We start from the raw sequence: 21,108 nt of genomic DNA, 5'->3' as shown, positions 1-21,108 counted from the left end.
TTCACCGCGCGCCCGCCGTGGCCTCCACCGGAGGCTCGGCGGGCGCGCGTCGTTCGAGCACCTTCCGGCCGTACGCGATGGCGGGCTGTTCGACCCAGCGGCGCAGCGCGCAGGCGAACACCAACGCGACACCGGTGGTCGCGGCGGCCTTGGCGAGTCCGCTGGGCAGCAACCAGCCGGTGACCCCGGCGGCGCCGGTCTGGGCGAGATAGAGCGCGTACGAACGATCTCCGACGAACGTCAGCGGCCTGCTTGCGAGCAGGGCCCGCACCGGCCCCGGCGAGACGACGGCGACGAGCAACAGCGCCGAGCCCGCCGCGTAGACCGGGACGACGAACTGCCAATGCCCGCCGAGCGCCTTCGCCAGCGGACCGACGGAGAACTGGAGCACGACGAACCCGCAGCCGATCACCGTGGCGACGGCCGGGCTGGTCAAGGGCCGGACCAGGGCGAACCCGCGCGGATGGTGGAGCGTCATCGCCAAGAGACAGCCGACGACCAGCGAGCAGTAGTGCACCGAAAGGCTCGCCCAGGTGTGTGACGGTGCCAGCGGCACCGCGAACAGCACCACCCCGAGAACGGCCGATGCGCCCAGCAGCACGCGCAACGCGGTCCTCCCGCTTCTCGCGAACGACGTCAGCACCAGCAGCGCCGGCCACACCAGGTAGAACTTCTCCTCCACCCCCAGTGACCACGAGGTCGGATACGGCGTGTTGAAGTCGACGAGTTCGTTGCCGAAGACGAGGTAGTACGGCATGGCGTCGGCGAGCCTGCTGCTCTGATACGTCCCGTCGATCGTCACCGCGACCGTGGTCAGCGCCAGGAGCAGGAAGTACACCGGCATGATCCGGAAGATCCGGCGCAGGTAGAACCCGCGCAGCGAGATCCGGCCCTCACGGTCTTCCTCGCGCAGGGCCAGTGTCGTGATGAGGAAACCGGACAGGACGAAGAACAGCTGCACGGCGATCCAGCCTTGGAGGCGGTCCACGACGGGACCTCCGTAGTGGAAGAACACGACGGCCACGGCGGCGAGCGCGCGCACACCGGTGAGGCCGGGGAACCACGACGAGGCCAGGTAGTCGGCGTGGCCGAGGGGCCGCCACCACGAACGGAGCGAAGGAGCGAACATGGCCCGAAGATTCGGGCCCGGACGCTGAACCGAAGCTTAAGGAAGCTGAAGACGTCTTCAGCTTCGCACTTCCGCCAACGGCAGGCGGACGACGAGACGGGCGCCGCCGCCGTAGTCGGCGACCTCGACGGTGCCGCCGTGCGCGTGGGCGATCTCGGCCACGATCGCCAGCCCGAGGCCCGCGCCGCCTTCGTCACGCGCACGTCCGTCGTCCAGTCGCACGAAGCGGTCGAACACCCGCTCGCGGTCCGCTGCGGGAATGCCGGGTCCGTCGTCGGTCACCGTCACCACGGCGAATTCGTCCACAATGGACGTTCGTACCTCGACCCCGGTCCTGGCATGGCGTTGCGCGTTGTCCACCAGATTCCGCAGTAGCCGCTCCAGCCTGCCGCGGTCGCCGAAGACCATCGGATCGTCCCTGATCTCGGCGCGGACACCCTGCCGCCCGGACAGACAGGATTCGACCACTTCGGACAGTCGCACCGGGGCGGTCCGGTCCGGCTCGGCGTTGTCCAGCTTGCCGAGCAGGACGAGGTCTCCGACGAGATCCTGCAGCCGCGTGATGTCGAGGAGCGCGTTGCGGCAGGCGTCGCGCCAGTCCAGCCGGTCCGGATGCGCGAGCAACACCTCCAGCTGAGTCCGCAGGGACGCCAGCGGAGTACGCAGTTCGTGCGACGCGTCCGAGGTGAACCGGCTCTGCCGGGTGACCGCGGTGTCCAGGCGCGCGAGCATCGTGTTCATCGTTTCGGCGAGCTTCGCGATCTCGTCGGCGCTGTCCGGCGCCGGGACCCGGCGGGAGAGGTCGTGCGCGCCGATCTCCGCCACCTCGGAACGGATCGCCTCGACCGGGCGCAGTGACCGGCGGACCGCGAACCACGCGATCGCCCCGATCAGCAGGGCGATCACCGGGACACCCACCAGCAGCGTCACCCGCACCGAATCGAGCGCCGCCTGTCCGGACTCGTCGACGATGGCGGCGCCGTAGATCCGGTACTTGCTGTCGCCACTCACGGTGGCCGCCACGTGCAGCCGGATCCCGTTCCTCTCCGGATCTTCCCCGAGCTCACGCGCGCAGCCGATTGATTCCCGGCTGGCGAGGTCGACGGCGCCGGGCTTGAGGTTCTGGACACTGTCGCCGTACTCGAAGCCGCCGTCCGGGACGATCGTCCCGAACCGCAGGCCGGGGCAGGTCGCGACCCGCTCACCGGTCTGGGTGGTCACCTCGTAGATCGAAGCCCGCACGAGGAGCCGCAGGTCGGCCGGGGCAGCGCCGGTGTTGAGTACCTGGACGACCGCGGCCGCGCGCTCCCTCGCCACCTGCGCGGCGCCGCTGCCCAGCCGGTTCTGGGCATCGAGCACCAGCCACGCCGAAACGACCGACAGAGCGATGATCGACGCCAGGAAAGCGGTCAGCGCGACCCGGAAGCGGGTCGACCGCCACGCCTTAGGCACCGGAGCCCACCACGTGGTAGCCGGCGCCGCGTACCGTCCGGATGGTCTCCGCACCGAACGGCACGTCGATCTTCCGCCGCAACGCGCTCACGTGGACCTCCACCAGGTTCGCGGTCGCCGACGCCGCGAAATCCCAGAGGTTCTCCAGCAGTTCCGCCTTGGTGACCACCTCGCCCTGCCGTTTCATCAGATACGCCAGCAGGGCGAATTCCTTGGTGGTCAACGGGATCTCGGCGCCGCCGCGACGGCAGGTGTGGCTCGCCTGGTCCAGTTCGAGGTCGCCGAGCCGCAGCGTGCCCGGCCGGATCGCTCCCCCGCGCCGGATCAGCGCACGCAGCCGGGAGAGCAGGACGCCGTAGGAGAACGGCTTCGGGAGGAAGTCGTCGGCGCCGGTGTCGAGCGCCTCGATCTCGTCGTCCTCGCCGTCCTTCGCGGTCAGCATGAGGATCGGGGTGGTGTCGCCCCGTTCGCGCAACCGCCGGCACACGCGGTACCCGTTCAGCCCCGGCAGCATGATGTCGAGGATCATCGCGGCGTACGGATGTTCGGCGGCGTACCAGAGCGCGTCGCGGCCGTTGTGCGCGACGTCCACGGCGTAACCCTCGGCGCTCAATCCCGCCCGGAGCGACTCGGCCAGGCGTCGCTCGTCCTCCACGAGCAAGATCCTCATCCGCTCACGATCCCATACGGCCCGCTATCGGGGTGAAGGCTCCCTTCAGCCCGTATGTCTCGCTTTCTGCGCCGCACCGGTGATGTTGCGGACCATGCCACCGAAGACGACGCCGTGGAACGGCGCGATCCCCTTCCAGTACGCGTGCCCGGCCAGCCCGTGCGGCTCGAACACCGCGCGTTGCCGGTAGATCGTCCGACCGTCCTCATCGGACTCGACGCCGAGTTCGAGCCAGGCGCGGCCCGGTAGCTTCATCTCCGCCCGCAACCGCAGCAGCCGCGGCCGGTCGAGGTACTCGACGCGCCACCAATCCAGCGCCTCACCGAGATGCAGCCGTCGCGGATCCCGCCTGCCGCGCCGCAACCCGACACCGCCGACGAGCCGGTCCGCCCAGCCGCGCACCGACCAGGCCAGCGGGAACGAGTACCACCCGTGTTCCCCGCCGATGGACTCGATGACGTCCCACAGCGCCTCCGGCGAGGCGTCCGTCCGCTGCTCACGCTTGTCCTCGTACACGGTCCCGCCCGCCCAGTCCGGATCACTCGGCAGCGGATCCGAGGGCGCCGCCTCGCCTGATGCGTCCGACCAGCGGGTCGGCACGTCGGCGTTGCGGATCCGGGACAGCGCCAGTTCGACGGCGCGCTCGTAGTGGGTCAGCCCCGCCTCCGGATCGGGGATGTGCTCGGCGATCGCGTGGTCGTGACAGACGACCTCGTGCACCAGCGACTCGATCAACGGCACCGCGATCGCCTTCGGCACGGGCGTGACCAGGTTGACCCATTGCGCGGACAGCCACGGGGTCAGCACCGGCACGGGGACGACGGCACGTCGCGGCAAGCCCGCCACGACGGCGTAGCGGCGCATCATGTCCAAATAGGTCAGCACGTCGGGCCCGCCGATGTCGAAGGCACCGTTCACTTCGGACGGCAGTTCGGCCGCGTGCACGAGGTAGTGCAGCACGTCCCTGATCGCGATCGGCTGGATGCGGTTGCGCACCCAGCGCGGCGTGACCATCGCCGGGAGCCGCTCCGTCAGGTAACGCAGCATTTCGAAACTCGCCGAGCCGGAGCCGATGATCACCGCGGCCTGCAGGACGATCGCGGGCACCCCGGAGTCCAGCAGGACCCGGCCCACTTCGGCGCGCGACGCGAGATGCGGTGACAACTCCTCGTCGTCCGGCACGATGCCGCCCAGGTACACCAGCCGCCGCGCGCCCGCCGTCTTCGCGGCCTCGGCGACCGTCTTGGCCCCCTCGCGGTCGATGTCGACGAAGTCCTTGCGCGCCAACGAATGCACGAGGTAGTAGACGACCTCGCAGCCGGTCAGCGCCGTCTCGATCGAGGACGGATCCGTGACGTCGCCGCGTTCGACTTCGACCCGGTCACGCCACGGCTCCTCGGTGACCTTCTCCGGCGACCGGGCCACCACGCGGACCTCGTGACCCGCTTCGAGCAGTTGCGGCACCAGCCGTCCACCGACATATCCCGTCGCCCCGAGCACCACACATCGCATGCTCCCGAGTGTTCACGGTGCGAGCCGGCCCCGCACTTCGACGGTCGCGGCGATACTGCTCCGGAGGAACCTGGCGACCGTCCGCCGCTCGTCCTCCCCCATCTCCCGCCAGGCTTCGGCGTAGCGCCGTCCGAGGGGCAGGAAGAACTCGGCGCCGATCTCGCGCGCCTTCTCGTGCATCCGCAACTCGACCTTGCGCCGGTCGGTCGCGCTCCGGTCGCGATGCAGGTGCCCGGCCCGCTCCAGCCGGTCCAGCACCGCCGTGGTCGCCGACGCGCTCAGGTGCAACGCGCTCGCGAGCGTGCTCGGACTCATCGGCGCCCCCATCCTGGCGGCGTCCATGATCACCGCGAGCGCGTTGAGGTCGGTCCGGTGCAGGCCGTGCTTCTCTCCGAACAGTTCCGCGAACCGGTCCGATTCGACGGTCAGCTGCCGCAGCAGGAGTACGAGCAGGTCGTCCGTGACCTGTTCGGCGTCCTCAGCCATGTCGGGTAGCTCCCCTCACGTTGCCCCGTCCGGATGACCACTCTACTATTTCGATGGTCGAACTATTCACTCGTCGAAGTAGCACTGGAGCCATCCGCTCATGATCTCGGAAGTCGAACGTCCCGCCCGCACCCGGTCACGTCTGCGGTGGCTGCTGCCGGCCCTGGTGGCGGTCGCCTGGCTGATCTTCGGCGGCTTCAGCGGCCCGTACGCGGGCAAGCTCAGCCAGGTCACGGAGAACGACAGCAGCAGTTTCCTGCCGGCGTCGGCCGAAGCGACCGAAGTGGGCGAGCTCCAGAAGCAGTTCTCCAGCGCCGCCGTCATCCCGGCGATCGTCGTCGCCGAGCGGCCGTCGGGCCTGACCGAGGACGACGCGCGGTTCCTCGCCGACCGGACGTCGAACGGACGGCTCGTCCCGGCTCCGCAGAGCAACGCGGGCGCGCAGGTGGTCGTGCTCCTGGACGCCACGACCGACCCCGGTGACGGCGTCGAGGCATTGCGGGAGTCTCTCGCCCGTGACACCCCGGACGGGTTGAAAGTGCTCGTGACCGGCCCCGCCGCACAGGTCGCCGACCTCAAAGAGGCGTTCGGCGGGATCGACGGGCTGCTGCTCCTGGTCGCGGGCGCGGTGGTCGCGCTCATCCTGATCATCGTCTACCGGAGCCCGCTCCTCCCCCTGCTCGTACTGCTGTCGGCGGTGTTCGCGCTGGGCACGGCGAGTCTCGCGGTGTACCTGCTCGCGGAGCACGACGTGCTGGCGCTGAACGGGCAGAGCCAGGGGATCCTCTTCATCCTCGTCTTCGGCGCCGCCACCGACTACGCGCTCCTGATGATCTCGCGCTACCGCGAAGAACTCCGGACGACCGACGACGCCCGCACCGCGCTCCGCACGGCCTGGCGCTCGACCATCGAGCCGATCGCGGCCTCCGCCGGGACCGTGATCCTCGGCGTGCTGTGCCTGCTGTTCAGCGATCTGAACTCCAACAAGGGACTCGGCCCGGTCGCCGCCATCGGCATCGGCGCCGCCTTCCTCACGACCATCACGTTCCTGCCCGCCGTCCTGGCCTTGTGCGGGCGCAACGCCTTCTGGCCCTTCCGCCCGGCGGTGGTCCCGCCGCGCGACGAGACCGGCGGGCTTTGGGCACGCGTCTCCGGCCTGGTCTCCCGCGCACCGCGGACGATCTGGATCGTCACGACCGTCGTCCTGCTCGCGGGCGGCGCGTTCCTCCCCCAGCTCAAGGCTTCCGGCACCGCGCAGTCCGACGTCTTCCTCACGCCGGTCGATTCCGTCGCGGGACAGGAAGTCCTCTCGCGCTACTTCCCCGGCGGCTCCGGCTCGCCGACGGTGATCATCACTCCCGCCGGCCAGGCTCAGGCCGTCACCGCGCTGGCGCGTGTACCCGGCGTCTCGGACGTCCGCCAAAGCACCGAAGCGGGCGGCCTCGCGAAGATCGACGCCGTTCTCGCCGATCCCCCGGACTCCGACGCGGCCGTCGCGACGGTGCAACGGATCCGCGACGCCGTGCACACCGTCGACGGCACCAAGGTCGGCGGCCCCACGGCCACCCTGCTCGACACGCGGGAGACCTCCGAGCACGACCGGACGGTGATCATCCCGATCGTCCTGGCCGTGATCTTCCTCGTGCTCGCGCTGCTGCTGCGGTCACTGCTGGCACCGCTGCTGCTGATCGGCACGGTAGTGCTGTCGTTCGCCGCGACGATGGGAGTCTCGGCGCTGGTGTTCAACCACGTCTTCGACTTCCCAGGAGCGGACCCCGTCGTCCCGCTGTTCGGCTTCGTCTTCCTTGTCGCGTTGGGGATCGACTACAACATCTTCCTGATGACCAGGGTCCGCGAAGAGGCGGGCAAGATCGGCACGCAGGAGGGGACGCTGCGCGGTCTGCGCGTCACCGGCGGCGTGATCACGTCCGCGGGTGTCGTACTCGCCGCGACCTTCGCCGCCCTCGCCGTCCTGCCCATCCTCTTCCTGGCGCAGCTGGCCTTCATCGTCGCGTTCGGCGTCCTGCTCGACACTCTCCTGGTGCGCTCCCTGCTGGTACCGGCCCTGGCGGTGGACGTCGGACGGAAGATCTGGTGGCCGTCGAAACTGGCGAAGACCGGCCGGGAATGAACATCGTGCCCGTAACCTGGTGACCATGAGCGCTGATCAAGACGCCATCGACGAACGGATCCAGGCCGCCGCCGAAAGCGGCGACCTGGCCGAACTCCGGCGGCTGGCCGACGGCGGCAGCAGAGACGCGGCGGACCAGCTGATCGAAACGGCGACCGAACTGGGCGCACTGGACGAACTCCGGCGGCTGGCCGCGGCCGGGAACCAGGACGCCGCGGATCAGCTGGCCGAGCTCACCGAGGAGTAGTGCCCCGCATCGCCGGGACGATCGCCGGAAGCGCGGCCAAGAGCGCGAGGCCGCGCACGGCGCCCGCGACGGGATAGGGAACGCGAAGCCCGAACCTGTGCGCGAGCAGCCCTCCGGTCAGCGCGCCGAGCGGCATCAGACCCCAGCCGAGCAAGCGGTAGACGCTGTTGACCCGGCCGAGCAGTGCGGACGGCACCTCCTGGTGCCGGACGCCGACGGTGACGACGTTCCAGATGGTCGTCACGAAACTGCTCACCGCCCAGAACCCGCCGAGTACGGCGATGTTCGGGCTGAACCCCATTCCGAGGAAGACCACGGCGTTCACGGCGAGCGAGACGAGCAGCGCGCGGAGGTCGCCGAGCCAGGCGACCAGCCGGGTGACCACCAGCCCGCCCACGACACCGCCGATCGCCGCACCGGCGAGCAGGAGACCGAACACCCCCGTGCCGAGATGCAGCACGTCGGTCACGAACAGGACGAGCGTCGCGTTCCCGAGTTGCCCACAGAAGGTGTTGACTCCCAACAGCAACGCAAGAGCGCGCAGCAACCGGTGCCTCATCAGCCACCGGACCCCATCGAGGGCCTTCGCGCTTTCCGCCTGACCGCCTCGTCCGGGCAGCTTCGCCAGGAGCACCGCGGCGACGACGAAGGACGCGGCGTCGACGGCGAACGGCAACGTCCAGGCGAGTGCGAAGAAAAGGCTCCCGAGCGGCGGGCCCAGGAACTGCCTGCCCACGATCATCGCCACCTGCTGCCTGCCGTTCGCCTGGTGCAGCAGGCCTTTCGGCACGAGATCCGGAACCGCCGTTTGCGCCGCGTTGTCGTAGAAGACGTCGCACGCCCCCAGCGCGAACGCGAGCAGGACGAGCACGGGCACGGTGACGACCCCTGCCGCGACGAGCGCGGTGAGCACACCGACGATCAGGGCCTGGAGTGTCTGCGTTCGCCACATGAGGGTCGTTCGGTCGACCTTGTCGACGACGGAACCGGCGGTGAGCGACAGCAGAAGCCACGGCAGGTACGTCGCCGCGGAGACCAGGGCGACGGCTCTGGCGTCATGGCTCACCGTCACCGCCAGCAAGGGCAGCGCCGCCGCGAAGACGCCGTTGCCGAGGCTGTCGATCCCGGTGGCCCACCAAAGCCGCCGGTAAGCGCGGGGTAGGTCGGGCATGGTCGGATCGTGGCGACGTCCGGTGTTCCGGAGACACCATTTAGCTCATGGCTACATACTCGGGCGATGCCGATGACCATCGAGCTGGGCGTCTCCGAACTGGCCGCGACCCGGTTCGCGATCTCGCCACTGTCCGAGACCGTGGCCTGCCTGTTGCAGATCGCCGGCCTCGACCGTAATCCGGTCAATCTGCCCTGGCTACGGTGGGCACGGGAGGAACTCGATCGCGCGCCGCTCGCTCTTCCCCGGACCTGGCCGCTGCTCGTCAACGGCAGGCTCAGCTGGCCGGAGTTCCTCGTCCCTGCTCCGCGGGGTTCGGGAGCTTCGCTCGAAATCGACCTGGACGCGGTGCGGCGAACCCCCGAAGCCCGGGTGAGAGCGAGCCTCGATCGGGTCTTCGGCGCGAAGCTCCCCCGCGCCGCGGCAGCACTGGCCGAAAATCCGCGATCCGGCCTGCGCGAAATCGCCAACGAACTGCGCGAAGCCCACGACCGTCTCGTCGCGCCGCATTGGCCGCGGATGCGAGCGGTGCTGGACGCCGACGTCGGGTTCCGCGCACGGCAACTGACCGCGGGTGGGGCCGAGCGGTTGTTCGCGGATCTGCATCCGGATCTCCGCTGGCACGACGACCGGGTGACGCTCGCCGGCGAGCGCTGGCGGAATCGGCACAGTGTCGTCACGCGAGGACCCGGCGGTCTCGTACTGATCCCCGTCGTCCTCGGCTCGCCGTACGTTCTGGTCAAGAAGAACACGTCGACCCAGACCACGATCCGCTATCCGGCGCGGGGAACCGGCACCCTGTGGGCCGCCGGAACCCGGGCACCCGGGTCCACGACGATACGACTTCTCGGCCGGACGCGAGCCACTCTCCTGACCGCGTTGTCCTCCCCCGCGACCACGACCGACCTCGCGCGCGCCTTGGGCGTGACGCCGAGCGCGGTCTCCCAGCACCTCAAGGTCCTGCGGGACAGCGGACTCGTCGCGCGTGAACGCTCCGGCCGCGGCGTCCTCTACCGGACGACGCCGCTCGGTGAACGCCTGCTCTGACGGTCAGAGGTCGATCAGCTCGACGGTCACTTTCGCCGTATCACCTTCCTCGATTCCTTCGGCTTTGCGAACCGCTTTCTTGACCGGCAATACATAGGCACCTTGTTTGGCGTCCGGGAAGATCGACGTCTTCCATTTGCTGCCGCCGATACCGACCTGGACCCGGACCGCTCCGAACCCGCGGCGCGGCCCGTCGGTGATCTCGCGGATCTCCTCGGAGATGTCCTGGGGCAGGCTGACGAAGGTCCAGGTCTCCCCACGGCGGGCGTCCCAGACCCAGAGCTCGGCATCGAACACGACGATCATCGGTGGAGCGTCGCACACGGCACCGACAAATTCCGCGCGCCCCGAATCGGGAGCCCGCTACCGTGGCCGCGTGGACTTCGTCGTGATCTTCGGACCGCCCGCCGTCGGCAAGATGACCGTCGGCGAGGAGTTGTGCGAGCTCACCGGGTTCAAGCTGTTCCACAATCACATGACCGTCGAGCCGGTGCTCGGCATCTTCCCGTTCGGCTCGCCACCGTTCGGCCGGCTCGTCAACGAGTTCCGCCGCCGCGTCATCGAGGAGGCGGCCGACGCCGCGTTGCCCGGCCTCGTCTTCACCTACGTATGGGGTCTCGATCTCCCCGAGGACACCGACCTCATCGCCTCGTACGTCGACATCGTCCGGTCGCGGGGCGGCAGGACGCGGTTCGTCGAGCTGTACGCGGATCTCGACGAACGCCTCGAACGGAACACCACCGAACTCCGCCTCGACCGCAAACCCAGCAAGCGCGACCTCGACTTCTCCCGCGCCAATCTGCTCGAACTCGACCGCGACCACGTCATGAACACCGACGACACGCGGCGCACCCACGCCCAGGACCTGATCGAACGGCACGATCACGTGCGTATCGACAACACCCGGCTGACCCCGGCGGAGACCGCGGCCCTAATTCTCCGAGAGATGCCGCAATGAACGGGTCGTCGTCGCGCCGAGCACCCGCGAAGCCATCCACGCCAGGGCGTCGGCCGTGCGCGCCGGGGTGTCCGACGGCTGCATGATGTGGCTCAGCACGGTCCGGACCACGACGTCGATCGCCACGTCCAGCTGCGCGGCGTCCAGCGGCGGCCCGTACGCGCGGACTCGCCCGCGCAGCATGACGGTCGCTTCGCTCAGCAGGCTCCCGGCCCGCACCGTCAGCAGCGGCAGCAACTCGGTGTCGGCGCCGTGCGTGGCCGAGACGATGGCACGCAGCAGGAGATTGTCGTCGGCGAGTTCGAGGACGCCGCGGACGGCGTCGTGGATCGCCTCGACGAGGTCTTCGGGGTGCCGCTCGAAGGCATCCCGGACCACTGAAAGGAACCGGGCGAGTTCGTGCGAGATCATCGCTTCGGCGAGCTGGGTCTTCGAGCCGAGTTCGTTGTAGACGGTCTGGCGGCTGACGCCGACGATCTCCGCGAGTTTGCTCATCGTCACCGAGGACCAGCCGGAACGCACGGTCAGCTCGATCGCCGACGCGACGATCGGTTGACGGTACGGACCTCCCGTAACCGGTACCTCACTCATGATCGTCATTCTAGGCCGCCATTCTCGCAGCGAACGCCAGCGCCTCAGGCCACGGCGCCCGCCCCGCGATGTGCCGACGGTACTTCATGATCTCCCGCGGCCGGTCGACGGTCAGCGCCCCCACGATCCGGTCCCCGCGCCGGTACAGCGCGGTGTAACCACCGGACTCCGGGACGGCGGCCACCACCTCGTCCGCACGCGGGGTGCCGACGAACTGGATCCGGTGGTCGTACCAGTCCGACCAGAAGTACGGCACCGGCGACAACGCCTTCGCCGCCTCCGGCGCGAGGGCGTGACGAGCGGCCGCGGCACCCTGCTCCGCGGCGTTCGTCCAGTGCTCCAGCCGCATCGACTCGCCGTCGAACAACGGATTCGCCGCATGTGCGACATCTCCGGCGGCATACACGCCGGGCACCCCGGTGGCGAGCGTGGCGTCGCACACCACGCCGCCGTCGCGCTCGTGCAGCGGTACCCCGCTTCCGGCCAGCCAGCCGGTGGCCGGGACGACGCCGATGCCGGCGACCACCAGATCGGCGGGCAGCACCTCGCCGGTCGAGAGCCGGACGCCGGTCACCGCGCCGCCGTCGGACTCCAGACCGGTGACCGTGGTGGACAACCGCAGTTCCGTGCCCGCCTCCCGGTGCAGCGAGGCGCACACCGCGCCGGCCTCGGCGCCGACGGACCGGACGAGCGGGACGTCGAGCGTCTCGACAATCGTCGACGGCAGCCCGCGTTTCCGAGCCGCGGCAGCGACCTCCGAGCCGATGAAGCCCGCGCCGATCACGACCGTGCGTGCCCCGGCGTCGAGCGCCGCACGGACCGCCAGCGCGTCCTCGGCCGTCCTCAACGTATGGACGCCGGCGATCCCCTCACTACCGGGCAGCCGCCGCGCGGTGGCGCCGGTCGCGATCACCAATGCCTCGTAGGGAACCGTCGTCCCCGCCACCGAAACCTCGCGGGCGGCGGTGTCGAGCCCGTCCGCGGGCGCGCCGAGCATCAGCTCGACACCGAACTCGTCGCGCAACGCGTCCTCGCCGTGGAACGGCTCGACCTCGCCGCGTCCTTCCGCGTCGAGGAACGACTTCGACAGCGGGAGCCGGTCGTACGGCGGGCGGTCCTCCGCGCCGATCAGCACGATCCGCCCCCGGTATCCGTCCCGGCGCGCCGCCTCCACCGCGCGCAACCCGGCCAGCGACGCGCCCACGACGACCAGTGCCATGATCAGTCCCGCAGCTTCAGGGCGAGGACCGGGCAGGCGTCGACGGCGGCCGACAGGTCCTGGCGGTGTTCCTCACCGGGCTGTTCGTCGAGCACCACGACCGTGCCGTCGTCGCCCACCTCGAAGAAGTCGGGCGCCATCGCCTCGCACATGCCCAGCCCGTCGCATTTCGCGCGGTCCGCCTCGATCTTCATCATGCTCCGACCCTTCCCGGTGCCACGAAATCGACCTTCTCCCGCACGCCGCAGTCCGGACAGCACCACGAATCCGGGATCGCCGACCACGGGGTCCCGGCGGGGAAACCCTCCCGCGGGTCGCCGAGTTTCTCGTCGTACACATAGCCGCAGCCGGGGCACATCCCGCCCTCGGTCGCGTCGCCGTGCGTGTCGGCGACGTGCCGCGACGGCGCGGTGACCCGCGTTCCGTACCGCGCCAGCACCTTGGCCCGCTTCGACGGCTGGATGTTGGCGCGGGAGATGTCGCCGTCGAAATGCGCGATCACCCGCGGATCCATCACGCGCCGCCAGACCGGCGGGACCAGCGCCAGCACGATCATCCCGGCGTAGCCCGTCGGGAGCACCGGCGATTCCGCGAAATCACGCAGCGTCTGGTAGCGGCGGGTCGGGTTGGCGTGGTGATCGCTGTGCCGCTGCAGGTGGTAGAGCAGCACGTTGGTGGCGATGTTGTTGGAGTTCCAGCTGTGGCTGGGGTCCACGCGTTCGTACCGCCGGCGGTTCGGCGGCCCGACCATCTGCCGGCGCATGCCGTAGTGCTCCATGTAGTTCACGACCTCCAGCAGCGAGAACCCGACCACCGCCTGGATCACCAGGTACGGCAGGATCTCCGGTCCCAGCCACACGGCCATCGCCGCCCACAGCACCGCCGACATCAGCCAGGCGTTGAGCACGTCGTTGCCGATCCGGAACGGATGCCGGTCGCGCCGGGCGTAGCGCTTGCGCTCCAGCCCCCACGCGGACTTCAGCGAGCCGAACACGGTGCGCGGCCAGAACCGGTAGAAGCTCTCCCCCACCCGGCTGCTGGCCGGGTCCTCGGGGGTGGCCACCCGGACGTGGTGGCCGCGGTTGTGCTCGATGTAGAAGTGGCCGTAGAAGCTCTGTGCCAACGCGATCTTCGACAGCCAGCGCTCGTGGCTCTCCTTCTTGTGCCCGAGTTCGTGCGCGGTGTTGATCCCGATCCCGCCGATGCAGCCGATCGAGATCGCCAGGCCGATCTTGTCCGCGACGGACAGGTCGCCCCGGGCGATCAGCCAGAACGCCACCACGAAACCCGCGTACTGAATGGGAAGGAACGCGAAGGTGATCCACCGGTAGTAGCGATCCCGCTCCAGCCGTTCGATCACGTCGTCGGGCGGATTGCTGCGGTCCAGCCCGGCCACCAGGTCGATCAGCGGGACGATCACCAGGATCACGATCGGCCCGATCCAGAACCACACCCCCCAGCCGGTGGCCGCGTGCAGGCCGATGGCCAGGAACGCGAGCGAAGGCACCACCAGGCCGATCAGCCACAGATACCGCTTGCCGTCGGTCCAGCGTTCGGTCGAGCCCGCCGGGATCGTGCCCGTCATCTCGCTCATCGCACCCTCCTCCATTGGCTGGGTTTACAAAACCATAGGTGATGTACACCCAGTTTGACAAGAGGCCACCTTTTGTAAACCCAGCGTTGCTTCATTTCGTGAGAATCTGGCGATATCTTGTATTCGTAAGGAAACTTACTTAACTTGTGATGACCCGCCGCCGTGGCCACCGTCGCCGCGACCCTGCTGGTCCTGCCCGCCACCACCGCCACCGCGTCCACGACGGCGAACAGCCCGTGGCCGGGCGGATCGGCCGTCTCGAACGCCGACGGGTCGAACGTCCTCGGCGGCAACATGAGCGGCCTGTCGTTCGGCGGCCCGGACGTCCTCTGGGCGGTCAAGAACGGCCCCGGCACGCTGTACCGCCTCGTGCGCAACGGCTCGAAATGGCAGCCGGACACCGCCAACGGCTGGTCGTCGGGCAAGCAGTTGCGCTACCGCGGCGGCAAGGGCGACCCCGACGCCGAAGCCGTCGTGGCCACCCCGGACGGCGTGGTCGCGGCCACCGAACGCGACGGCGACAACAGCAAGACGAGCGCGCTCAAGGTCCTCCGGTACGACGTCTCCGGCACGGCCAAGACCCTCAGCGCCAAGGCCGAATGGGATCTGACGGCGGACCTGCCGAAGGTGTCGGCCAACGACGGTCTCGAAGCCGTCTCGTGGATCCCGGACAGCGCCCTCACCGCCAAGGGGTTCGTCGACCAGCGCACGAAGGCGCCGTACAACCCGGGCAGCTACCCCGGCCACGGGACCGGCCTCTACCTGGTCGGCCTCGAAAGCAACGGGATGATCTACGCCTACGCGCTGGACCAGGCCGGTGGGAAGTACACCCGGGTCGCGAGCTTCGCGAGCGGGCTCGACTCGATCATGGAACTCGAGTACGAGGCTTCCACCGGCAAGCTGTGGGCGGTCTGCGACGACAACTGCGGCGGCGACTCGGCGACGCTCGCCGTCGACGCGCAGGGCGCGTTCGCCGTCACGGCCACCTACGACCGTCCGAGCGGAATGCCGGACTACAACAACGAAGGCTTCGCGATTTCGGCCACGTGCGCCTCCGGGAGCAAGCAGGTGGTCTGGGCCGACGACGGCAACGAAAGCGGCCACGCGCTCCGCGCCGGCACCCTCTCCTGCGGCTGAATGGGGAGCTCCATGAAACTCGCCTCCCTCGCGATTCTTCCGGCTCTGGTCTTCCCCTTGCTCCTGCCGTCCGCCGCGCTCGCGGGCGACGGCTGGGAATCCATCGGCACCGGTATGACCTCCGGTGCCAGCGGTATCGCCGTCCTCGACCGGGACGACGACCGGATCGACGCCCTTGTCCTGCGGGACAACAAGAAACCCGGCCAGAACCGGGCGGTCCGGGTCCGGCTCGATCGCGGCCAAGTGTCCAAGGTGGACTCGATCGACTGGCCGGGCGAGCTCCCGGTCGACCTGGAAGCGGCCGAAGCGGTGCCGGGAAAGACCGGCGAATTCATCGCTTTGGCCAGCGACGGCAAGGGCTTCCACTTCAAGCTGAAGGACCGGAACCTGAAGGTGCTCGGCACTTTCCAGGTACCGAAAGGCGATCCGGAAGACAATTACGAGGGTTTCGCGCTGAAGAAGATGAAGGACCGCTTGTTCGCGGTCTGGGCGGACCGCGGTCAGGACACCCGGCCCGCCACGCTCTACTCCGCGGAATTCTCGGTCTCGAAGCTGTCCTTCAAGAAGCCGAAGTCGATCCCGTTCCGGGTCCCGTACCCGGCCGCGGACGTCCGGCACACGTCGGACGTCGAGATCACCGCGGACGACCGCGTCCTGGTCTCGGCGGCCTCCGACCCGGGTGACGAGGGACCGTTCGATTCGGCCGTCTACGCGGCGGGCGTGCTCCGCGCCGACGGTTCGATCGCGCTCTCCCCCGCTCCGGTGCGGATCGGCGACTTCCCCGGCCACAAGATCGAGGCCATGACCTGCCTTTCCCGCTCGTGCGACAGCCTGCTCTACGGCACCGACGACGAGGCCGCGGGCGGTAGGCTCCGGATCGCGACCAGGAACGACCCGGAGGACCAGTGATCAGCGAAGACCTGCGCGAGCGGCGCCACAAGATCATCGAAGAGCACATGGACACCGAGGTGGCCCACGAGTTCGACCGCACGCTGGGCACCTTCAACGGTCATCCGCACTACGAGATCATGGCGACCGGGCAGATCTTCGACGGCGACGAAGAGGTCATGGCGTACTACCGCATGACCCGGACGGCCTTTCCGGACCAGCGGCACGACAACGTCCGGTACCACTTCGCCGACGAGTCGGTCATCGTCGAGTTCGACCTGCTCGGCACCAACCTCGGCGAGTTCTACGGCCGTCCGCCGACCGGCAAGGCGTTCCGGGTGCCGATCATCGCCGTGTTCTTCTTCGACGGGGACCGGATCACCAACGAGCGCATCTACTTCGACGCCGCCAGCCTGATCACCCAGGCCGGGCACGCCGAACTGCTGACCCTGCTGGCATCCGGCGACGTGTGAACCGAAGGCGGCTGATCACCCGATGTGGGAGAGACCGAACGCGGTCAGGAAACCCGCCACGGTGATCAGCCCCGTCCACAACCCCGCGTCGCCGAAAGCTTCGGGGATCATCGTGTCGGCGATCATGGCGAGGATCGCGCCGCCCGCGATCGCGGTGATCACCGCGAGAGTGGCACCGGAAGCTTCGCCGAGCACGCCATAGCCGAGCAACGCGGCCACGCCACTGATCACGGCGATGCCACCCCAGAGCGCGAAGACATAGCGCGGGCTCCGGCCCGCCCGCTTCATCCCGGCGGCGCTGGACAGCCCTTCCGGGACGTTGCTGATGAACACCGCGGCCACGGTCACGACGCTGACACTTCCGCCGCCGAGCAGGCTGGTGCCGATCACCATCGATTCGGGGATCCCGTCCAGCAGGGCGCCGAGGGCGATGGCGGTACCTGAGCCCGCTTGCTCGGCTTCGGAGGGCTGCTGGTCACCCGAGCGTTTGCGATGGCGGGCACCTCGCCGGGCGAGTCCGACGTTCGCGAGGGTGTAGATCACCGCGCCGCCGAGCGCACCGAGCGCGGTCGGCAGGAAACCACCCTTTTCGTGTGCCTCCGCGATCAGCTCGAAGGAGACCGCGGAGATCAGCACGCCGCTTCCGAAGGCCATGATGCCGGCGACGACCCTGCCCGGGATCCGGACCAGGAAACCGGCCACGGCCCCGAGCAGCAGCGCCGATCCGGCCAGGAGGCCCCAGCCTCCCGCCGCCAGCAGATCCGCCACACATTCCCCCTCGCTCGAAATCCGGACACCTCAGTCTGGACGACCCGGTGGCCGGACGCGCGCCGGAGGATTACGCCCAAGCAGCCGGGGTACCCGGCCGCCATGGAACGAGAAGACACGGCGCGCGATTCCCGCCCGGCGGAGCGACGCAAGAGCTTCAAGCGGGGTGACGCGCGGCGTCCGCCGCAGGTGGCGGCACTCGTCGTCGGCGCGGCGGTATCTACCTGCTCCTGTGGATCGTCGGCCTGGCGATCCCGCAGAGCAGCCCGGGGAATTTCCTCCCGTTCAACGTCGCCGACAACTGGCTGCATCTGGGCCTCGGCGTCGGCATGATGGCGCTCGGTGTCTTCACCACAGCGCTCGAACGCAAGGCGGGCGACTATCCGGAACCGGATCTGCAGCACCAGTGAAAAGCGTCCGGGCCCGCCGCGGAAGCGACGGGCCCGGACTCTTTCAGACCTTGATCACGCCACGTCGTAGCGGTCGAGGTTCATGACCTTGTCCCACGCCGCCACGAAGTCGCGGACGAACTTCTCCTTGGCGTCGTCGCTGGCATAGACCTCCGCCACCGCGCGAAGCTCGGAGTTCGACCCGAACACGAGGTCGGCCCGGGTACCGGTCCACTTGACCTCGCCGGTCGCCGAGTCGCGGCCTTCGAAGACCTCCGCGTCGGCGGACGTGGCCGTCCACTGCACGCCCATGTCGAGCAGGTTCACGAAGAAGTCGTTGGTCAGCGCCCCCGGCTTCTCGGTGAACACGCCGTGCTGGGACTGCTGGGCGTTGGCGCCGAGGACACGCAGACCGCCGACGAGGACGGTCATCTCGGGCGCGCTCAGGTTCAGCAGGTTCGCGCGGTCGATGAGCAGGTACTCCGTCGGGAGACGGTGGCCCTTGCCCCGGTAGTTGCGGAACCCGTCCACGGTCGGCTCCAGCGGCGCGAACGACTCGACGTCGGTCTGCTCCGCCGTCGCGTCGGTGCGGCCCGGCGTGAACGGCACGGTGACCTCGTGGCCCGCGTCCTTGGCGGCCTGCTCGACGGCGGCGACGCCGCCCAGCACGATCAGGTCGGCGAGCGAGACCTTCTTGCCGCCGGTCTGGGCGCCGTTGAACGCCTCCTGGACACCTTCGAGGGTCCGCAGCACCTGCGACAGCGTCTGCGGGTCGTTGACCTCCCAGTCACGCTGCGGCTCGAGGCGGATGCGGGCACCGTTCGCGCCACCGCGCTTGTCGCTGCCGCGGAAGGTCGAGGCCGACGCCCACGCGGTGGAGACCAGCTGCGAGACCGACAGGCCCGAAGCGAGCAGCTTCTCCTTGAGGGAGGCGATGTCCGCGTCGTCGATCAGCTCGTGGTCGACGGCGGGCACCGGGTCCTGCCAGATCAGCGTCTCCTGCGGCACCAGCGGGCCGAGGTAGCGCTGGATCGGGCCCATGTCGCGGTGGGTCAGCTTGAACCAGGCACGGGCGAAGGCGTCCGCGAACTGGTCCGGGTTCTCGTAGAACCGGCGCGAGATCTGCTCGTAGACCGGGTCGAAACGCAGCGCCAGGTCGGTGGTGAGCATGCCGGGCGCGCGGTTGAGCTTGCCGTCCTCGGGGTCCGGCACGGTGTTCTTCGCCTTGCCGTCCTTCGGCGTCCACTGGTGGGCGCCCGCCGGGCTCTTGGTCAGCTCCCACTCGTACTCGAAGAGGTTGTGGAAGAACCAGTTGCTCCACTGGGTCGGGGTCGGCGTCCAGGTGACCTCCAGGCCACTGGTGATCGCGTCGCGTCCCTTGCCGCTGCCGAAGCTGTTCTTCCAGCCGAGGCCCTGCTCCTCGATGGAAGCGCCCTCGGGCTCGGGCCCGACGTACTTGTCCGGGTCGGCCGCGCCGTGGGTCTTGCCGAAGGTGTGGCCGCCGGCGATCAGCGCGACGGTCTCCTCGTCGTTCATCGCCATCCGGCCGAAGGTCTCGCGGATGTCGCGGGCCGCGGCCAGCGGGTCCGGGTTGCCGTTCGGGCCTTCCGGGTTCACGTAGATGAGACCCATCTGCACGGCGGCCAGCGGGCCTTCGAGCTGACGGTCACCGCTGTAGCGCTCGTCGCCGAGCCACGTGCGCTCCGGCCCCCAGTACACGTCCTCGTCCGGCTCCCAGACGTCGGCGCGGCCACCGGCGAAGCCGAAGGTCTTGAAGCCCATGGTCTCCAGCGCGCGGTTGCCGGTGAAGATCATCAGGTCGGCCCACGAGATCTTGCGGCCGTACTTCTTCTTGACCGGCCAGAGCAGGCGGCGGGCCTTGTCGAGGTTGCCGTTGTCCGGCCAGCTGTTGAGCGGGGCGAAGCGCTGCATGCCCGCGCCCGCGCCACCGCGGCCGTCCTCGATCCGGTAGGTGCCGGCGCTGTGCCACGCCATGCGGATCATGAAGCCGCCGTAGTGGCCGAAGTCCGCGGGCCACCAGTCCTGCGAAGTCGTGAGGACGGCGTCGACGTCCTTGGCGAGTTCATTGAGGTCGAGGGTCTTGAACTCGGCGGCGTAGTCGAACCCGGCGTCCATGGGGTCCGAAGCGGCGGAGTGCTTCCGGAGGATCTTCAGGTTGAGCTGGTTCGGCCACCAGTCACGGTTGCCCGCGCCTTCGGTGGGGTGGTTGCGGCGGCCCGACGAGACGGGGCAGCCGCCCGCGCTCTCTTCGTTCATTTCGCCGATGACGGCGTCCGGGCTGTCAGACACGGGAATCCTTCCGGGAATCAGAACTGCAGGGCTCAGGAACGGGGTTCGATCGCACAGTCGGGACACAGGCCCCAGTAGATGACCTCGGCCTCTTCGATCAGGAAGCCTTGGTCGTTCGACGCGGTCAAACAGGGTGCGGGGCCGACGGCGCAGTCGACATCGGCGATGGCACCGCAGGTCCGGCACACGACGTGATGGTGGTTGTCCCCGACCCGGGACTCGTAGCGTGCCACGGACCCCGACGGCTGGATCCGCCGTACGAGACCCGCGGCGGTCAGTGCCCGCAACACGTCGTAAATGGCCTGGTGAGAGACCTCGCCGAGCTCCGCACGCACGGCACCGATGATCGAGTCGGTGTCGGCGTGAGGATGGTCGCGTACCGCTGTCAGCACGGCCACCCTGGGACGCGTCACGCGCAGGGAGGCCCCGCGCAGCATCCGCTCGAACTCCGGGGTCGTGGGCACGGCCGCAGTCTGGCCCATTTTCTGGAATGAATCAAGTTCGCAGGATCCCGGGCGTGTCTCGACCCCGCACAGGCGTGCCTGGCGCCGGACCTCGCGTGCCCGGGGCCGGAAGGGCGGTCACCCTTGACGACGTCGTCGCCGTGGCCTTCGTTACAGATCCCGTCACGAATTTCACTCTTCGACGAACAAACGGGAGAAGAACGCGTTGTGAAGCGTCTCGCGATATCCCGAACTGGTCTGGACCGCACGCTTACCCGAAGGTGCGAAATCCGGATGAAACTTGCACCCACGAAAGGGAATCTCCACCACCACAGCAGGTTTTCCGCGTACTCCAAACACAAACCGGTGCACCCGCGATACCCTGGTCGAGTGAGAGGCCGCGCCGGAGCGTTGCCGAAGCGGCCGCGCTCACCTCCCTCCGAGTGACGCAAACCCTTGCCAGGGAATGATTCTCGAAGTCTTCGCAGCTACA

Annotated in this window: 22 protein-coding genes; 8 read left to right on the top strand and 14 right to left on the bottom strand. The window is 69.0% G+C overall.

Annotated elements, in window-relative coordinates; translation table 11 throughout:
* Window position 1 precedes the first annotated feature (1 nt).
* Genes DMC64_RS13365 through DMC64_RS13345 form a run of 5 tightly spaced genes read right to left on the bottom strand, consistent with a single transcriptional unit; the run spans window position 2 to window position 5,249 of the window.
* Entirely contained in the window at window positions 2–1,129 is a 1,128-nt protein-coding gene (locus tag DMC64_RS13365; RefSeq protein ID WP_125733756.1) for an acyltransferase, read from the bottom strand.
* Between the two features lie 57 nt (window positions 1,130–1,186).
* Window positions 1,187–2,581 carry an ATP-binding protein gene (locus DMC64_RS13360; protein WP_125733755.1) on the bottom strand — a complete coding sequence of 465 codons (1,395 nt, stop codon included), beginning with the start codon at window positions 2,579–2,581 and terminating at the stop codon, window positions 1,187–1,189.
* The gene (locus DMC64_RS13355; RefSeq protein WP_125733754.1) at window positions 2,574–3,251 is read right to left on the bottom strand and encodes a response regulator transcription factor; all 678 of its coding nucleotides are present in this window, start codon (window positions 3,249–3,251) and stop codon (window positions 2,574–2,576) included. Before DMC64_RS13355 ends, DMC64_RS13360 begins: the two co-directional genes overlap by 8 nt.
* 45 nt (window positions 3,252–3,296) lie before the next feature.
* On the bottom strand, window positions 3,297–4,763 hold the full coding sequence (locus tag DMC64_RS13350) for an SDR family oxidoreductase (RefSeq protein WP_125733753.1): 1,467 nt from the start codon (window positions 4,761–4,763) through the stop codon (window positions 3,297–3,299).
* Window positions 4,764–4,775: 12 nt separating this feature from the next.
* Entirely contained in the window at window positions 4,776–5,249 is a 474-nt protein-coding gene (locus DMC64_RS13345; protein ID WP_038512902.1) for a MarR family winged helix-turn-helix transcriptional regulator, read from the bottom strand.
* A gap of 100 nt (window positions 5,250–5,349) precedes the next feature.
* On the opposite strand from DMC64_RS13345, the gene DMC64_RS13340 reads away from it, so the two are divergent.
* Both DMC64_RS13340 and DMC64_RS13335 read left to right on the top strand, forming a co-directional pair.
* Window positions 5,350–7,380, top strand: coding sequence for an efflux RND transporter permease subunit (locus DMC64_RS13340; RefSeq protein WP_125733752.1), 2,031 nt, complete (start codon window positions 5,350–5,352; stop codon window positions 7,378–7,380).
* Window positions 7,381–7,405: 25 nt separating this feature from the next.
* Window positions 7,406–7,627 (top strand): hypothetical protein, encoded by a 222-nt coding sequence (locus tag DMC64_RS13335; RefSeq protein WP_125733751.1) that lies wholly within the window; start codon window positions 7,406–7,408, stop codon window positions 7,625–7,627.
* Here the strand turns inward: DMC64_RS13335 and DMC64_RS13330 are convergent.
* Window positions 7,614–8,798 (bottom strand): MFS transporter, encoded by a 1,185-nt coding sequence (locus DMC64_RS13330; protein WP_125733750.1) that lies wholly within the window; start codon window positions 8,796–8,798, stop codon window positions 7,614–7,616. The two genes, DMC64_RS13335 and DMC64_RS13330, sit on opposite strands and share 14 nt — an antisense overlap.
* Before the next feature lie 66 nt (window positions 8,799–8,864).
* On the opposite strand from DMC64_RS13330, the gene DMC64_RS13325 reads away from it, so the two are divergent.
* Entirely contained in the window at window positions 8,865–9,845 is a 981-nt protein-coding gene (locus tag DMC64_RS13325; protein WP_233629644.1) for a metalloregulator ArsR/SmtB family transcription factor, read from the top strand.
* A 3-nt stretch (window positions 9,846–9,848) separates the two neighbouring features.
* On the opposite strand, the gene DMC64_RS13320 is transcribed toward DMC64_RS13325, so the two are convergent.
* A complete protein-coding gene (locus DMC64_RS13320; RefSeq protein ID WP_125733749.1) occupies window positions 9,849–10,151 on the bottom strand; it encodes a DUF1905 domain-containing protein in 303 nt (100 codons plus the stop codon).
* A 70-nt stretch (window positions 10,152–10,221) separates the two neighbouring features.
* Between DMC64_RS13320 and DMC64_RS13315 the strand changes: the two genes are divergently transcribed.
* A complete protein-coding gene (locus DMC64_RS13315) occupies window positions 10,222–10,803 on the top strand; it encodes an AAA family ATPase (RefSeq protein WP_125733748.1) in 582 nt (193 codons plus the stop codon).
* Here the strand turns inward: DMC64_RS13315 and DMC64_RS13310 are convergent.
* The 4 genes from DMC64_RS13310 to DMC64_RS13295 are packed head-to-tail and all read right to left on the bottom strand — an operon-like array spanning window position 10,777 to window position 14,207.
* The gene (locus DMC64_RS13310) at window positions 10,777–11,403 is read right to left on the bottom strand and encodes a TetR/AcrR family transcriptional regulator (protein ID WP_125733747.1); all 627 of its coding nucleotides are present in this window, start codon (window positions 11,401–11,403) and stop codon (window positions 10,777–10,779) included. The two genes, DMC64_RS13315 and DMC64_RS13310, sit on opposite strands and share 27 nt — an antisense overlap.
* Window position 11,404: 1 nt before the next feature.
* Window positions 11,405–12,613 carry an NAD(P)/FAD-dependent oxidoreductase gene (locus tag DMC64_RS13305; RefSeq protein ID WP_125733746.1) on the bottom strand — a complete coding sequence of 403 codons (1,209 nt, stop codon included), beginning with the start codon at window positions 12,611–12,613 and terminating at the stop codon, window positions 11,405–11,407.
* Window positions 12,614–12,615: 2 nt separating this feature from the next.
* Complete coding sequence (locus DMC64_RS13300; RefSeq protein ID WP_037338602.1) at window positions 12,616–12,810, bottom strand: ferredoxin; 195 nt, start codon at window positions 12,808–12,810, stop codon at window positions 12,616–12,618.
* Window positions 12,807–14,207, bottom strand: a complete 1,401-nt coding sequence (locus DMC64_RS13295; protein ID WP_125733745.1) for a fatty acid desaturase — start codon at window positions 14,205–14,207, stop codon at window positions 12,807–12,809. The genes DMC64_RS13300 and DMC64_RS13295 overlap by 4 nt, the downstream gene beginning before the upstream one ends.
* A gap of 162 nt (window positions 14,208–14,369) precedes the next feature.
* Between DMC64_RS13295 and DMC64_RS13290 the strand changes: the two genes are divergently transcribed.
* Genes DMC64_RS13290 through DMC64_RS13280 form a run of 3 tightly spaced genes read left to right on the top strand, consistent with a single transcriptional unit; the run spans window position 14,370 to window position 16,705 of the window.
* Window positions 14,370–15,344: a hypothetical protein gene (locus tag DMC64_RS13290; protein WP_125733744.1), complete on the top strand. Its 975-nt coding sequence runs from the start codon at window positions 14,370–14,372 to the stop codon at window positions 15,342–15,344.
* A gap of 12 nt (window positions 15,345–15,356) precedes the next feature.
* Window positions 15,357–16,253 (top strand): hypothetical protein, encoded by an 897-nt coding sequence (locus DMC64_RS13285; protein WP_125733743.1) that lies wholly within the window; start codon window positions 15,357–15,359, stop codon window positions 16,251–16,253.
* Window positions 16,250–16,705, top strand: coding sequence for an ester cyclase (locus DMC64_RS13280; RefSeq protein WP_037338611.1), 456 nt, complete (start codon window positions 16,250–16,252; stop codon window positions 16,703–16,705). Before DMC64_RS13285 ends, DMC64_RS13280 begins: the two co-directional genes overlap by 4 nt.
* Window positions 16,706–16,720: 15 nt before the next feature.
* Here the strand turns inward: DMC64_RS13280 and DMC64_RS13275 are convergent, their stop codons facing one another.
* A complete protein-coding gene (locus DMC64_RS13275) occupies window positions 16,721–17,473 on the bottom strand; it encodes a ZIP family metal transporter (protein WP_037338614.1) in 753 nt (250 codons plus the stop codon).
* Between the two features lie 218 nt (window positions 17,474–17,691).
* Between DMC64_RS13275 and DMC64_RS13270 the strand changes: the two genes are divergently transcribed.
* Window positions 17,692–17,883 carry a DUF4383 domain-containing protein gene (locus tag DMC64_RS13270; protein WP_125734257.1) on the top strand — a complete coding sequence of 64 codons (192 nt, stop codon included), beginning with the start codon at window positions 17,692–17,694 and terminating at the stop codon, window positions 17,881–17,883.
* Window positions 17,884–17,937: 54 nt separating this feature from the next.
* On the opposite strand, the gene katG is transcribed toward DMC64_RS13270, so the two are convergent.
* The gene (gene katG / locus DMC64_RS13265; RefSeq protein ID WP_037338620.1) at window positions 17,938–20,172 is read right to left on the bottom strand and encodes a catalase/peroxidase HPI; all 2,235 of its coding nucleotides are present in this window, start codon (window positions 20,170–20,172) and stop codon (window positions 17,938–17,940) included.
* A 32-nt stretch (window positions 20,173–20,204) separates the two neighbouring features.
* Complete coding sequence (locus DMC64_RS13260) at window positions 20,205–20,636, bottom strand: Fur family transcriptional regulator (protein ID WP_037340115.1); 432 nt, start codon at window positions 20,634–20,636, stop codon at window positions 20,205–20,207.
* Between the last annotated feature and the right edge of the window lie 472 nt (window positions 20,637–21,108).

The sequence above is a fragment of the Amycolatopsis sp. WAC 04197 genome (assembly GCF_003947475.1).
Classification (GTDB): domain Bacteria; phylum Actinomycetota; class Actinomycetes; order Mycobacteriales; family Pseudonocardiaceae; genus Amycolatopsis; species Amycolatopsis japonica.
This window is presented reverse-complemented; position numbering and strand designations above follow the sequence as displayed.